This is a genomic window from Plantactinospora sp. CNZ321 (genome assembly GCF_004217235.1).
Genome location: NZ_SHKQ01000001.1, coordinates 2,022,169 through 2,036,116 on the forward strand (window position 1 = coordinate 2,022,169; position 13,948 = coordinate 2,036,116).

Below are 13,948 nucleotides of genomic sequence, written 5' to 3' on the forward strand. Positions count from 1 at the left end.
GGTCCCGAATATGGCGGGTCGACGGGCTGCACCCGGAGAGCCTGGGCCGGCTCGACGGCGTCCGCCCTGCTCCGCGACCGTCCGCCGCGGATCGGACATACCAGATCCATTGACCGCCAACGGCGTTATCCACAACCGGCCCGGTTATCCACAGCGCGGATTTCCGGCGCCCCGGGCGTCGGTTCGGGACGCCAGGGTGTGGCGGTAACCGGACCGCCCGTATGAGTCGGGATCCCACCTCTGGAGGACATGATGCCACCGCGTACCCAGGTCCGCCCCGGACCGCGTCTGCCCCTGGTCGTGACCTCGGACAACGAGCTACTCGACGAGTTGCTGCGGCTCGCGGCCGCCGCTGGCGGCGAGGTCGAGGTGGCCGCCGATCCGGCGGCGGCCCGGTCCCGGTGGGCCGCCGCGCCGATGGTCGTGGTCGGCACCGACCAGGCGCAGGCCTGCCTGCGGGCGAGGATGCCCCGCCGACCCCGGGTGGTCCTGGTCGGCCGGTCCGGGGAGGGGGACGGCGGCTGGCAGGTGGCCGAGTTGCTCGGCGCCGAGCACGTCGCCGTGCTGCCGGCGGCCGAGCCCTGGCTGGTCGACCGGTTCGGCGAGTGCGTCACCGGCCGGGCTGCGGTCGGTGGCCCGGCCCGGATCGTCGCCGTGATCGGTGGGCGCGGTGGGGCTGGCGCGAGCGTACTGGCCGGTGGGCTCGCCATCACAGCGGCCCGGTGTGGTCTGCGTACGCTGCTGGTCGACGCCGACCCGCTCGGCGGCGGTCTCGACCTGGTGCTCGGCTGGGAGCAGTTGGAGGGCCTGCGCTGGCCCGCGCTCACCGAAGCGGACGGTCGGGTCGACGCGCCCGCACTGGTCCGGGCGCTGCCCAGCCGGGGCGACCTGGTGATGCTCTCCTGGGATCGCGGCGACCTGCTGGCGTTGCCGGTGGAGGCGATGGCGGCCACCATGGACGCCGGTCGCCGGGGCCGGGACATCGTCGTCGTCGACCTGCCCCGGCAGCTCGATGATGCGGCGGTGACCGCACTCCAGTCGGCCGATCAGGCGTTCGTACTCGTCCCTGCCGAGTTGCGGGCCACCGCGGCGGCGGCCCGGGTGGTCGCGGCCGCCGGTCTGCACTGCGCCAATCTCTCGATCATCGTGCGCGGCCCGGCCCCGGGCCGGCTCAAGGCCCGCGAGGTCGCCCGGGCGCTGGACCTGCCACTGGTCGGGACGCTGCGACCGGAGCCGGGACTCTGCCGCAACCTGGAACGCGGCGAGGCACCGGCCGCTGCCGGGCGAGGCCCGCTGGCGGCGCTCTGCCAGCGCATCATCACCGACCTCACCGGTGCGGCCGGCGTTCCGGCCGAGGCGCGATGAAGGCCCCGAGCCAGACCACCCGGGCATCCACGACACGGTTGGTCGTCGTCCGTCCTCACGGGTCCGGGGCTCGGGTCGCTCGCACCGGGGCGGTGTGGCCATGAGTCATGATCTCGCCGCCCGGGTCCGGCGCCGGTTCGCCACCGAGGGGACGACGGTGACTCCGGCCGCCGTCGTGGCGGCGGTACGTGCCGAGCCCGGCGCCGCCGTCCTCGGCGACACCACCGTGCTGCGAATGGCCACCCGGGTTCATCACGACCTGGTCGGTGCCGGCCCACTGACGCCACTGCTCGCCGACGACCGGGTCACCGACGTGCTGGTGAACGGCACCGAGGTCTGGGTCGACCGGGGCAGTGGGCTGTCCCCGGTGTCGGTACCGCTCGGTGGCCCCGACGAGGTACGCCGGCTCGCCCAGCGGCTCGCCGCAGCCTGCGGTCGACGGCTGGACGAGGGCAGCCCGTACGTCGACGCGCGGCTGCCGGATGGCACCCGGCTGCACGCCGTACTGCCGCCGGTGGCGACCAGCGGGCCGTACCTGTCGTTGCGTACCTTCCGCCAACGTCCGTTCACCCTCGACGACCTGGTACGCCACGGTGCCCTGCCGCACGCCGCCGCCACGCTGCTCGCGGCGGTGGTCGCCGCCCGGCTCGCCTACCTGGTGGTCGGCGGGACCGGGTCGGGCAAGACGACCCTGCTGAACACGCTGCTCGGTTTGGTGCCACCGACCGAACGGATCGTGCTGGTCGAGGACGCGGCGGAGCTGCGACCGGTGCATCCGCACGTGGTCGGCCTGCAGGCCCGAACCTCCAACGTGGAGGGTGCCGGTTCGGTCGGGCTGAGCGACCTGGTGCGCCAGGCGCTGCGGATGCGCCCCGACCGGCTGGTGGTCGGCGAGTGCCGGGGCGCCGAGGTGGTGGACCTGCTCTCCGCGCTGAACACCGGGCACGACGGCGGGGCGGGCACGCTGCATGCCAACGCACCGGCCGACGTGCCGGCCCGACTGGAGGCACTGGGGCTGCTCGGCGGGCTGCCCCGGTCGGCCCTGCACGCCCAGGTGGCCGCCGCGCTCCAGGTACTGCTCCAGGTCCGCCGCGCTTCGACCGGGCGAGTGCTGGAGGCGGTCTGCCTGCTGTTGCCGGCAGGCCCGGAGCGCCTGGTCACGGTCGTACCGGCCTGGCGAAGGGAGCGGGGTCCCGGTCCGGCCGCTCCAGCCCTGGCCGCGCTGCTCGCCGAGCGGGGAGTGCCGGTGCCGCCGCTGCTGGACGACGGGTCCCGGTCCTGGCCGCAGCCGTCGGCAGGCCGACGGGAGATCACCCGGGGTACGCCGTGACCACCTGGTGGCTGGCCGCCGCCTGTCTGATCGGCGCGGCGATCCTGGTCGGCTGGCCGGCCGGCACTGCTCGGGCGCGGCGCCGGGCGGTGATCGGACGACGGCACGCCATACGGACCGCTGGGCGGGCCGACCCGGGTGACGGGCCGGCGGGATTGCCGGTCTCCTGGTCGATTGCCCTGGACCGGCTACTGGCCTCGGTACCGCCATGGCGGGCCGTGCTCGTCGGTGCCGTGCTGGGTGGCGTCGGGGGCGCCTTCGCCGGTGGTCCGGTCGCGGCGCTCGCTGTCGCCGCCTACACCGGAATCGCGATACGTGCCCTGTTGCGCCGCCGGGTCGGCCGGTCGGCCGAGCGGGCGCACCGTCGCCAACTCGACGCGCTCTGCGGACTCGCCGCCGACCTGCGAGCCGGGCTGCCACCGTCGACCGCCATGCCGTGGCAGGTCATGCCCTCGGCTGTCATGCCGTCGACCGCCACGCCGTCGGGCGTCATGCCAGCGGCCGACGGGTCGGACCGGCTGGCCGGTCTCGCCCGAGCGGCGGTACGCCTCGCCGAGCAGACCGGCGCACCCCTGGCCGACCTGTTGGAGCGGATCGAGGCCGACGCGCGGGCGATGGACCGAGGGCTGGCCGCCGCCGAAGCACAGGCGGCCGGCGCGCGTGCCACCGCCTGGTTGCTGGCGGGTTTGCCGGCCGGCGGCATCGCCCTGGGCTACGGCATCGGGGTCGACCCGATGGCGATTCTGTTGCACACCCCGATCGGCGCGGCCTGCGCGGTCGGCGCCATCGTTCTGCAACTTGCCGGCCTGGCCTGGGCGAGTCGGCTCAGCGGTGCCGGCCACACCGACCGGGCCGGGTCCGTCGTGACCTCGGGGCGCTGACGGCGGTGCGGATCCTGGTGCCGGGAGTTCTGACCGGTCTCGCCCTCTTGCTGGCGCTGGTCCGGGTGCCCGCCCGCCGGTCGTCCCGACGACGGCTTGCCGCACTCGGCCCCGCCGCCGTCGGACTGTCCACCCGAGCCACCCGAGCAGCGGGGCGGGGTCTGCCGAGGTCGGACCGGGGCCGGCCCGGCTGGTCGGGCCGGATCGATTTCGTCCGGCTGGCTGCCGGGTTGGCCGGACTGGCGGCCGGCGTGCTGCTCGGCGGTGTGCTCGGCGTCCTGGTCGGGGTGACGGCGGCGGTCGGTCTCGACCGGTTGCTCCGCCGGCTCGAACCAGCGGCCGTACGACGGCGTCGGCTGCGCGAGTCGGCCGATCTTCCGCTCGCCGCCGACCTGCTCGCGGCGGCACTGCGGGCCGGCGCACCGGTCGACCGGGCGGTCTGTGCGGTCGCGGAGGCACTCGGCGGTCCGCTGGGCGAGCGCCTCACCGAGGTCGGCCGGACCCTCCGGTTCGGCGGCACGTCCGACGAGGCGTGGTCGTGTCTCGGGCCGGTGCCGGGCGCGGAACGGCTGACGTCGGCGGCGGTCCGCTCCTCGGCGAGCGGGGCCGCGCTGGCCGGGGCGTTGACCCGACTCGCCGACGACCTGCGGGCCGACCGGGTGACCGATGCCGAGGCGGCGGCCCGGCGGGCCGGCGTGTTGATCGTGTTGCCGCTCGGCCTGTGTTTCCTGCCCGCCTTCATTCTCGCCGGCCTCGTGCCGGTGATCGTCGCCGTGCTCGGCGACGTGCTGTGACCGATTCGAGAAGGGAACTGAATCAATGCTGCGCAAGTTGATCGCCCGGCTCCGCGGCGACGCCGGGATGAACACCGCCGAGTACGCCGTCGGCACCCTCGCCGCCGTCGCCTTCGCCGGAATCCTGCTGAAGGTACTCACCTCCGGTCGAGTGCAGGCCGCGCTGGCGAGCGTGATCGACCGGGCTCTGTCGTGATCCGGTGCCGGCCGGGCGACCGCGACCGGGGCTCGTTCACCGCCGAGTTGGCGGCCGGCCTGCCGGCGCTGCTGCTTCTGCTGCTCGCCGGGCTCGCCGCCGTAAATGCGGTGATCACGAAGGGACAGTGCGTGGACGCGGCGCGGGAGGCGGCCCTGGCTGCCTCCCGCGGTGCCCCGGGAGTACCGGCCGGTGCCCGCGCCGCACCGCCGGGCGCGGTGGTGTCGGTCTCGGTGGACGGTGACCGGGTGGTGGCCACCGTACGGGCACCGGTGCGGTCGCTCGGGGCGCGGTTGCCCCGGTTGACGGTGAGCGCGGTTGCGGTGGCAGCGGTCGAACCGGGTGCACCGGAGCCGTCGACATGACGCCCGATCGCATGGCCCTCGATCGCATGACACCTGACTGCATCGCGCTCGACCGCACGGCCCTCGACCGCATGACGCCCGACCGCACCGCGACCCGGCTCTGCGACGAGACCCGGCTCTGCGACGAGACCTGGACCTGCGACGCGACCCGGCTCTGCGACGAGACCCGGCTCTGCGACGCGACCCGGGCGTGCGACGAGACACCGCAGCACCGCCCCCCGGCGGGTAAGGCCGGCGGGACCTCGCCCCCGCGCGACGGCGGATCCGAGCGGGGCAGCGCCACCGTGTGGCTGCTCGTCGCGGGCCTGGTACTGGTGGTGTTCAGCCTCGGTGCGGCGGCGATCGCCGCCGCCCGGGTGGCTCGGCATCAGGCCCGGGTCGCGGCGGACCTGGGAGCCCTCGCCGGTGCCGCCCACGCGCTGGACGGACCAGAGCGGGCCTGTTCGCGGGCGGCGGTCATCGCCGCCGCCAACAGCGCCCGGATCATCGGCTGCACGTTCGACGGATTCGATCTCCAGCTCACCGCCGAGGTGACGGTCGAGCCGCTGCCGGGGATGACCAGGGTTGCCCGAGCGACAGCCCGGGCCGGCCCGGTGCGTGGCGAGGCAGGCCAGCCCGGCGGGTATCTCGGCGAGCAACCGGGCCCGGGCGCCGCACGTGCTCGATCACCTCGATCGACTCGGCTGCCGCTGGTGGAGAATCCCTCCGGCACCGCCCTACCGGGTGGCCGGTGGAGTGGGCGGTGGCAGGAGTTGCACGGTGGGGCTGCGGCTGGAGTTCCACGACGCGTCGTACGCGAGGACGTAGATCGTCTCGTAGCCGCCCCGCGGCGTGATCACGGCGGTGTTGGTGCTGACCTTCGCCTCGACCCTGATCTCGTCTATGGCGAACACGTGGTAGACGTGGTATTCGATCACTTCGATGTCGTCCGTCGCCGGTTCCCAGCTGACCAGGTATCCGTCCGAGGTGACAGCGGTGACCACGGGAGCGCCCGGCGGGCTGGGCGGGACGGTGTTGTCACCACTGCGCGGGAAGGACGGCGGCTGCGGGACGGACGCGCGGGCGGAGAACCCCGACATGTTGCCGGCCGCGTCCCGGGCGGTGACCGAGAAGTGGGTCCGCGCCGCGGTCGGCGAGAGCTGAAGGGTCAGCGGGGCGTTGTCCGGGACGATCCGGGCCAGGTACTGCGAGTAGAACTGGTCGCCCTGGTAGACGTAGTACTGCGCCACACCGACGTTGTCCGTCGACGCCGGCCAGGTGATGGTGACCGCGCCGGGTACGACCGACAGCACCTGCGGCTGACCGGGTGCGCTCGGCGGCTGGATGTCCGGCGCCGACGGCTCCACCAGGACGTCGTCGAACCAGCCGGTGGCGTAGCTGGTGGTCAGCCCGATCCGGCCCTGGGCGAACTCGCCGTCGGCGGCGGTGACCGAGGCGGACCCGAGCTGTCCGACCAGCCGGTCACCCCGGAGGGCGAGCCGCAGCGCCTGCCAGCCGCCGATCGCCGCGGTCACCGGTGCGGAGGCGAGCACGGTGCCCCGACCGGCGACGAGTTTGCCCAGTTCGAGCTGGCTGTTCCCGCGCAGGTTCAGGTAGTAGTGGCTGCTGGTGGACTGGACCCGGGCGAGCAGCCCGATCGAGGAGCGGGCGCTGCCCAGCGTGGTCGGCCTCACCTGCACGCTGACGGTGTAGTCGGTCCAGCCGGGATCACCGACCCGGGCGCCAGCGGCGGCGCTGCCGGAACGCTGCCGGAACGCCAGCGTGGTGTCGTCGCCGCCGACCGACCACCGCCCGCCGAGCGTCGACCAGCCGGCGGCGTCGCCATCCTCGAAGTCGTCCTCGAACAAGGGGGCCACTGCCGTCGTTCCGGTGTCCGTCCGGCCCGGCCGGGTGGTGTGGTCGGCCACGGCCAGATCTCCGCCGCCGACCGCAGTCGTGACCACACCGGCATCATCGGTGGCCACGCCGGCATCGTCGGTGGCCAGGCCGGCGACAGGCGAGGACAGGACGGCCACCAGGGCGGCGGTGGTGACCAGTGCCAGGCCGGCGGCGAACGGCGCGAACGGCCGGCGGCCGGGCCGGCGGCGACCGGCAACGGTGCTGACGAGGACGGACACGGCGGCGACCTGCCCTTCGGAACGGGGACCGGCCGGCCTCACAGCCGAGGCGACGCAGGCCGGTGAATGCGGAGCAAGACGGAGCAACACCGGGCGTAGACCGGCCGACGAGATCGGCCGTGATAACTGAACCTTTTTCAGCCTGAACCGCGCGGCGCTCACACACCGCGTCCGACCTTGCGCTCCGACGGACCGCAGGGGGAGGTTGAAAAAGGTTCACTGAGTGTGATGGGACTCAACCCTATGTGCAGTGATCCATGGTCGTCAATGTAATCACGAGGGGCGCGGCTTCGCCCGAATGTGATCGGCCGGCACTCCTGGGACATTTACCGGGGTGGCGGGCCGGGCACAAGCGGCGGGGGCGGGCACCAGCGGCGGGCCCGGCACGCGGATGGTGCGGCGGGATGGCTCAGCGGATGCTGCCCTCGGTGGCCCGGCGCACCACCCAACTGTTCAGCACCTGATGGATGCTGTGCAGCATCTGGTGGATCTGGTCCAGGCGTTCTGCCTGGGCCAGTGCCGCGTACGCCTGTGAGAGCGCGATCTGCTGGTCGACGGTCAGATGTGCCTGGTCGATGGTGTACAGCAGTTCGACGGTCTCGGCGATGGTGTCGGCCACGACGTCCTCCTCAGGCGGATCCGTGGAAGCGCTCCCAGCGTAACTTAACCGGATCCACATAGATCCATGCATGCGAATACCGACTATCCGCGATCAGGTCGCGTCGGGCTCGGCCGTAGCCAGCCTGGCCAGGTTGGACAACACCACGTCGAGGACCCGGACCGCCTCCGACTTGGCCAGCGGGTTGTTGCCGTTGCCGCACTTCGGGGACTGCACGCAGGAGGGGCAGCCGGTCTCGCAGCCGCACTCGGCGATCGCGTCCCGGGTCGCGGTCAGCCACTCCGACGCCGCCCGGTACGCCCGCTCGGCGAAGCCCGCGCCGCCCGGGTGCCCGTCGTAGACGAAGACCGTCGGCGCCTCGGTGTCCGGGTGGTTGGCGGTGGAGAGCCCGCCGATGTCCCAGCGGTCGCAGGTGGCGACCAGCGGCAGCAGCCCGATCGCGGCGTGCTCTGCCGCGTGCAGCGCCCCCGGCACCTCGGCCGCCTCCACCCCGGCCACCGCGAGCGACTCGGGCGAAACCGTGAACCAGACCGCGACCGTACGCAGCTCCCGGGCGGGCAGGTCCAGCGGCAGGGTGGCGAGCACCTCACCGGAGGCGAGCCGGCGGCGCTGGTACGACACCACCTGGCTGGTCACGTCGACCTCGCCCAGGAACATCCCGACCGGCCCGGCGTCCAGATAGGAGCGGACCGAGGCGACGGAGAGCGACGTGACGTCCCGGGGGTGGGTGGACCAGTCCGGCTCCTCGGCGTGCACCAGTGCGCACCCGTCGTCGAGATCGAGGGCGTCGACCACGTACGACACGCCCTGGTGCAGGTAGACCGCGCCGGGGTGGACCTGGAAGTGTGCCGATGCCGGGTCGACGGTGCCGAGCAGCCGGCCGGTCGACGACTCGACCACGTCCACCGGGGTGCCGCCGGTGCCGCGCAGGTCCACCTCCGGCCGTCCGGCGTGCCGCCAGTACCAGCCGGTCGGGCGGTGCCGCAGCGCGCCGGCGGCGACCAGCGCCTCGACCGCCTCCTTCGCCCCGGCGCCGAAGAGTTCCAGGTCGGCCGGGGTCAGCGGGGACTCGGCCGCCGCGCAGGCCAGCTGCGGCCCGAGCACGTACGGGTTGGCCGGGTCGAGCACGGTCGCCTCGACCGGCCGGCCGAACAGCGCCTGCGGATGGTGCACCAGATAGGTGTCCAGCGGGTCGTCCCGGGCCACCAGTACCGCCAGCGCCTCCCCGCCGGAGCGCCCGGCCCGGCCGGCCTGCTGCCAGAGCGAGGCCCGGGTGCCGGGGTAGCCGCAGATCAGCACCGCGTCCAGGCCGACCAGATCGACGCCGAGCTCCAGCGCACTGGTCGAGGCGAGTCCGAGCAGCTCGCCGCCGAGCAGCGCCTGCTCCAGCGAGCGGCGCTCCTCGCGCAGGTAGCCGGAGCGGTAGGCGGCGACCCGGGCCCCGAGCCCGGGCACCGCCTCGTCCAGCCTGCGCCGGGCGGTGGTGGCGATCACCTCGGCCCCGCGCCGGGACCGGACGAAGGCCAGCGTCCGCACCCCGGCCGCGACCGTGTCGCTGAGCAGGTCGGCGGTCTCCCGCAGCGCGGAGCGGCGTACCGGGGCGGCGTCGAACCCGCCGCCCGGCGCAGCCGCCCCGGCGCGGTCGGCCGGGTCCGGGACGTCCGACGGCGAGGACGGCGGCAGCGGCGGCGGCTCCCAGAGCGCGAAGGTCAACCCGCCGCGCGGCGCGGTGTCCTCGGTGACGGCGGTGACCGGCAGCCCGGTCAGCCGCTCGGCCGCCGCGGCCGGGTCGCCGGAGGTCGCCGAGGCCAGCACGAAGACCGGTCCGTCCGGCGCCGGCCGGGGACCACCGGTCCCGCCCCGCTGCCCCGGCACCGATCCGGAGGTACCCGGATAGCGCGCGGCCTGTCGTCGCAGCCGGCGCAGGACGTGCGCCACGTGCGAGCCGAAGACGCCCCGGTAGGTGTGGCACTCGTCGACCACCACGAACGCCAGCCGGCGCAGGAAGGTGGACCACCTCGCGTGTCCGGGGAGGATGCCGTGGTGCAGCATGTCCGGGTTGGTCAGCACGAACCGGGAGTGCGCCCGGATCCAGTCCCGCTCGCCGCGCGGGGTGTCGCCGTCGTAACACGCCGGGCGTACCCCATCCAGGTCGAGCGCGGCGACGGCCCGGAGCTGGTCGGCGGCGAGCGCCTTGGTCGGCGCCAGGTAGAGCACGGTGGCCCGGGGGTCGGTGAGCAGGGTGGCCAGCGCCGGAAGCTGGTACGCGAGCGACTTTCCCGACGCGGTGCCGGTGGCGACCACCACGTGCCGGCCGGCGTGCGCGTGCCCGGCGGCCTCGGCCTGGTGCCGCCACGGCGCGACCACGCCCTGCCCGGCGAGGGCGGCGCGCAGTTCCGCCGGCACCCACTCCGGCCAGTCGACCGCGGTACCCGGGCGGGCCGGTATCCGCTCGACGTGGGTGACCGGGTTGCCGGCCCCGCCGCCCGGTGTGCGGGCGCGCAGCACGGCCAGCAGCTCACCCGCGCCGAAACGACCGGCCGGGCGGGAGTCCCCGCCCCCGGTACCGGCCGATACTGTTGCGGGATACGTCACGCCCTGCACTCTCGCACTCTCGTACGTGCGTCGGAAGGCCGGGTGGGGTCGGTCCGCCCTCGCTGCGTGGGCCGCCCCTCGATGGTTAGATGCCCAGGAGCGTTCCTGGCCGGTCAGAGGAGGACTGATGGATCTGTCGCTGACGACCCGCACCATCGGTGAGTACACGGTGTTGGAGGTCGGCGGCGAGGTCGACGTCTACACCGCCCCGCGGCTGCGCGAACGACTGGTCGAGCTGATCGACGGCGGGGCCCGGGCGATCGTCGTCGACCTGGGTCGGGTGGACTTCCTCGACTCGACCGGCCTCGGCGTGCTGGTGGGGGCGCTCAAGCGGCTGCGTCCCGTCGGCGGGACGTTCGGGCTGATCTGCGACAAGGAGCCGCTGCTCAAGATTTTCCGGATCACCGCCCTGGACCAGGTGTTCCCGATCTATCCGACGCTGGACGCCGCCACGCCGGCCGACTCCTCCGGTGCCGATGCCTGATGTCGACGCGCCGATGCCCGATCTCGACGGTCGACTCGTGATGTCGAGGGTCAGGCTCTCCTTCACCCCGGCCCCGGTCCACGTCCGCACCGCCCGGTTGGTCGGGGTCGCGGTGGCCCGCCGGGCCGGCGTGCCCGAGGAACTGCTCGACGAGGTACGGCTGGCGATCGGTGAGGCCTGCGCCCGCGCCGTCGCCCTGCACCGCCAGTACGGGCTGGGCGAGCTGGTGCAGGTCGAGATGTCGGACGGTCCGGCGTACACGGTCCGGGTGATCGACCGGGCGCCGATCGAGGCCGGGTTGGGATTGGCCGCGCTGCCTCCGGACGAGCTGGCCGACGAGTCGCTGACCGACGAGGCCCTGACGGTCGGTGTCGGGTTTGCCCTGCTCGCGGGCTTTGTCGAGGATCTCCAGGTGCGTCCGGTGGACGAGGGCGTCGGCACCGAGGTCCGGATGGTCTGGCCGCTCGGGCGGTAGTCCGGTCGCTGGTCGGCCTCCGGTCACCGTCCCGACGGCTTCCCCGGCGGCGGCCAGCACCGAGCATTACCAGAACCCCGTGGGCAACACAACGACGAAGATCATCGCGACCAGGCAGGTCCTCTGTGTGACCTCCAACACCACGGACCGCTAGAGTACCCGGGGTTATCCGCAAGTGTGCTGGTCCCGCTCCCGTGGGTGGGGGAGCATCGTCGGTCGTGGGTTGTCACGGGCCGGCGGAACCCTTGCGAATTGTCGCTCCACGCGTGGAGACGTCTGGCCGGTTCGTCCGCCGGCCCGACGCGAGTGTTCGGTACAGGAGGACATAGATGTCCGTAGATATGGCCGCCGACGGTGGCGTGCTGTCCCTCGGCGGTGAGAATCTCTCGTACGTCGTCGTCGCGGCAGTTATCGCCCTGGTGGCGCTCGGCTTTGCCGGTGCGCTGACCAAGGCCGTGCTGTCGAACGGCAAGGGCACCGAGAAGATGCAGGAGATCGCGGGCGCCGTGCAGGAGGGGGCCTCGGCCTACCTGCTCCGGCAGTTCCGCACCCTCGCGATCTTCGTCGTGGTCGCCGTGATCCTGCTCTTCCTGCTGCCGGTGCACGACACCGAGGGCAACGAGACGCTGGTGAAGATCGGCCGCTCGGGCTTCTTCGTGGTCGGTGCCCTGTTCAGCGCGTTCATCGGTGGCGCCGGCATGGCCCTGGCCACCCGGGCCAACCTGCGGGTCGCGGCCGCCGCCCGCGAGCACCAGGGCGGCCGGGAAACGGCGATGCAGATCGCGTTCCGAACCGGTGGCGTCGTCGGCTTCCTCACCGTCGGCCTCGGCCTGGTCGGCGCGGCGGCGGTTGTCCTGATCTACCAGGGCGACGCGCCGACCGTACTGGAGGGCTTCGGTTTCGGTGCCGCGCTGCTCGCCATGTTCATGCGGGTCGGCGGCGGCATCTTCACCAAGGCCGCAGACGTCGGTGCCGACCTGGTCGGCAAGGTCGAGCAGGGCATCCCGGAGGACGACCCGCGCAACGCGGCGACCATCGCCGACAACGTCGGTGACAACGTCGGTGACTGCGCCGGAATGGCGGCCGACCTGTTCGAGTCGTACGCCGTGACCCTGGTCGCCGCGCTGATCCTCGGTCGGGCCGCCTTCGGCGAGCAGGGGCTGGTCTTCCCGCTGATCGTCTCCACCATCGGCGTGCTGATCGCCATTCTCGGGGTCTTCATCACCCGGCTGCGGGCCGGCGACCGCTCCGGGCTCACCGCGATCAACCGGGCGTTCTACGCCTCCGCGGTGGTCTCGGCGATCCTGGTCGCGGTGATGTCCTTCGTCTACCTGCCGGCCACCTGGGCCGAACTGGTAGGTGACGACTGGCGGACCAGGCTCGGCCTCGCCGAGGGCGCGGCCGACCCGATCGACCCGCGGATCCTCGCCATCGGCGCCGTGGTGATCGGCATCGTGCTGGCCGCCGCCATCCAGGCGCTGACCGGCTACTTCACCGAGACCAACCGGCGGCCGGTGCAGGACATCGGCAAGTCGTCGCTGACCGGTCCGGCCACCGTGGTGCTGGCCGGGATCAGCGTCGGCCTGGAGTCGGCGGTCTACTCCGCGCTGCTCATCGCGGCCGGCGTCTTCGGCGCGTTCCTGCTGGGTGGCGGCTCGCTCACGCTCTCGCTCTTCGCGGTGGCACTGGCCGGTACCGGTCTGCTCACCACGGTCGGCGTGATCGTCGCGATGGACACCTTCGGGCCGATCTCCGACAACGCGCAGGGCATCGCCGAGATGTCCGGCGACATCGACGAGCAGGGCGCGCGCACCCTCACCGAGCTGGACGCGGTCGGCAACACCACCAAGGCGATCACCAAGGGCATCGCGATCGCCACGGCGGTACTCGCCGCCACCGCGCTGTTCGGGTCGTACACCGACACGCTCGGCACGTCACTGCGGGACGCCGGCTCCGACCTGTCGATCGACGGGCTGCTCAACGTCGCGAACCCGCGCAACCTGGTGGGTCTGATCATCGGCGCCGCGGTGGTCTTCCTCTTCTCCGGTCTGGCCATCAACGCGGTCTCCCGCTCGGCCGGCGCCGTGGTGATGGAGGTACGCCGGCAGTTCCGCGAGCTGCCCGGGATCATGGATTACAGCCAGCGGCCGGAGTACGGCAAGGTGGTCGACATCTGCACCCGGGACGCGCAGCGCGAGCTGATGACCCCGGGGCTGCTCGCCATCCTGGCGCCGATCGCGGTCGGCTTCGGACTCGGCCCGGGTGCGCTGGCCGCGTACCTGGCCGGTGCGATCGGGGCCGGCACCCTGATGGCGGTCTTCCTGGCCAACTCGGGCGGCGCCTGGGACAACGCCAAGAAGCTGGTCGAGGACGGCGCGTTCGGCGGCAAGGGCTCGGACGCGCACGCGGCCACGGTGATCGGTGACACGGTCGGTGACCCGTTCAAGGACACCGCCGGGCCGGCGATCAACCCGCTGATCAAGGTGATGAACCTGGTCTCCCTGCTGATCGCCCCGGCCGTGGTGGCCTGGAGCGTCGGCGAGGACAAGAACACCGCGCTGCGGATCGCCGTCGCGGTCGTCGCGGCGCTGATCATCGTCGCGGCCGTGCTGTTCAGCAAGCGCAAGCCGGTGGCGATGTCGGACTCCGACCCGGACGACGACGGCGCCGGCAGCGGCAGCTCGGATCAGCGGCCGCAGACGGTCACCGCCTGAGGCGGAGCAGATC

General features: G+C 73.3%; 12 protein-coding genes and 1 pseudogene. 10 read left to right on the top strand and 3 right to left on the bottom strand.

The features are described from left to right. Window positions 1–300 precede the first annotated feature (300 nt). From ssd to EV371_RS34220, 7 genes and pseudogenes are all read left to right on the top strand, one after another. Window positions 301–1,365 carry a septum site-determining protein Ssd gene (gene ssd, locus EV371_RS08990; RefSeq protein ID WP_207230722.1) on the top strand — a complete coding sequence of 355 codons (1,065 nt, stop codon included), beginning with the start codon at window positions 301–303 and terminating at the stop codon, window positions 1,363–1,365. A 100-nt stretch (window positions 1,366–1,465) separates the two neighbouring features. Then, complete coding sequence (locus EV371_RS08995) at window positions 1,466–2,695, top strand: TadA family conjugal transfer-associated ATPase (RefSeq protein WP_130461647.1); 1,230 nt, start codon at window positions 1,466–1,468, stop codon at window positions 2,693–2,695. Next, window positions 2,692–3,576 (top strand): type II secretion system F family protein, encoded by an 885-nt coding sequence (locus tag EV371_RS09000; RefSeq protein ID WP_349339476.1) that lies wholly within the window; start codon window positions 2,692–2,694, stop codon window positions 3,574–3,576. Before EV371_RS08995 ends, EV371_RS09000 begins: the two co-directional genes overlap by 4 nt. 14 nt (window positions 3,577–3,590) lie before the next feature. Then, window positions 3,591–4,370: a type II secretion system F family protein gene (locus tag EV371_RS09005; RefSeq protein ID WP_486484923.1), complete on the top strand. Its 780-nt coding sequence runs from the start codon at window positions 3,591–3,593 to the stop codon at window positions 4,368–4,370. 25 nt (window positions 4,371–4,395) lie between these two features. Further along, entirely contained in the window at window positions 4,396–4,566 is a 171-nt protein-coding gene (locus tag EV371_RS09010; protein WP_101368449.1) for a DUF4244 domain-containing protein, read from the top strand. Then, window positions 4,563–4,931, top strand: a complete 369-nt coding sequence (locus tag EV371_RS09015) for a TadE family type IV pilus minor pilin (protein ID WP_130461648.1) — start codon at window positions 4,563–4,565, stop codon at window positions 4,929–4,931. Before EV371_RS09010 ends, EV371_RS09015 begins: the two co-directional genes overlap by 4 nt. 71 nt (window positions 4,932–5,002) lie before the next feature. Then, a pseudogene (locus tag EV371_RS34220) lies at window positions 5,003–5,464 on the top strand (Rv3654c family TadE-like protein); the annotation flags it as partial. Window positions 5,465–5,647: 183 nt separating this feature from the next. On the opposite strand, the gene EV371_RS34225 reads toward EV371_RS34220, so the two are convergent. From EV371_RS34225 to EV371_RS09030, 3 genes are all read right to left on the bottom strand, one after another. After that, a complete protein-coding gene (locus tag EV371_RS34225; RefSeq protein ID WP_486484546.1) occupies window positions 5,648–7,048 on the bottom strand; it encodes a hypothetical protein in 1,401 nt (466 codons plus the stop codon). Window positions 7,049–7,457: 409 nt separating this feature from the next. Next, window positions 7,458–7,667, bottom strand: coding sequence for a hypothetical protein (locus EV371_RS09025; RefSeq protein WP_107262234.1), 210 nt, complete (start codon window positions 7,665–7,667; stop codon window positions 7,458–7,460). A 93-nt stretch (window positions 7,668–7,760) separates the two neighbouring features. Then, entirely contained in the window at window positions 7,761–10,175 is a 2,415-nt protein-coding gene (locus EV371_RS09030) for a DEAD/DEAH box helicase (protein WP_486484924.1), read from the bottom strand. Window positions 10,176–10,389: 214 nt separating this feature from the next. On the opposite strand from EV371_RS09030, the gene EV371_RS09035 reads away from it, so the two are divergent. The 3 genes from EV371_RS09035 (at window position 10,390) to EV371_RS09045 (ending at window position 13,935) form a co-directional block, all read left to right on the top strand. Beyond that, complete coding sequence (locus EV371_RS09035) at window positions 10,390–10,746, top strand: anti-sigma factor antagonist (RefSeq protein WP_130461649.1); 357 nt, start codon at window positions 10,390–10,392, stop codon at window positions 10,744–10,746. A gap of 37 nt (window positions 10,747–10,783) precedes the next feature. Then, window positions 10,784–11,221: an ATP-binding protein gene (locus tag EV371_RS09040; RefSeq protein WP_130465766.1), complete on the top strand. Its 438-nt coding sequence runs from the start codon at window positions 10,784–10,786 to the stop codon at window positions 11,219–11,221. A 329-nt stretch (window positions 11,222–11,550) separates the two neighbouring features. Continuing rightward, window positions 11,551–13,935: a sodium-translocating pyrophosphatase gene (locus EV371_RS09045; protein WP_130461650.1), complete on the top strand. Its 2,385-nt coding sequence runs from the start codon at window positions 11,551–11,553 to the stop codon at window positions 13,933–13,935. Window positions 13,936–13,948: the final 13 nt, after the last annotated feature.

What these genes read in the sequence shown, in the direction of transcription:
- EV371_RS08995 (WP_130461647.1), top strand. Translation starts at nt 1,466, where the DNA reads ATGAGTCATGATCTCGCCGCCCGGGTCCGGCGCCGGTTCGCCACCGAG.
- EV371_RS09010 (WP_101368449.1), top strand. Translation starts at nt 4,396, where the DNA reads ATGCTGCGCAAGTTGATCGCCCGGCTCCGCGGCGACGCCGGGATGAAC.
- EV371_RS09035 (WP_130461649.1), top strand. Translation starts at nt 10,390, where the DNA reads ATGGATCTGTCGCTGACGACCCGCACCATCGGTGAGTACACGGTGTTG.
- EV371_RS09045 (WP_130461650.1), top strand. Translation starts at nt 11,551, where the DNA reads ATGTCCGTAGATATGGCCGCCGACGGTGGCGTGCTGTCCCTCGGCGGT.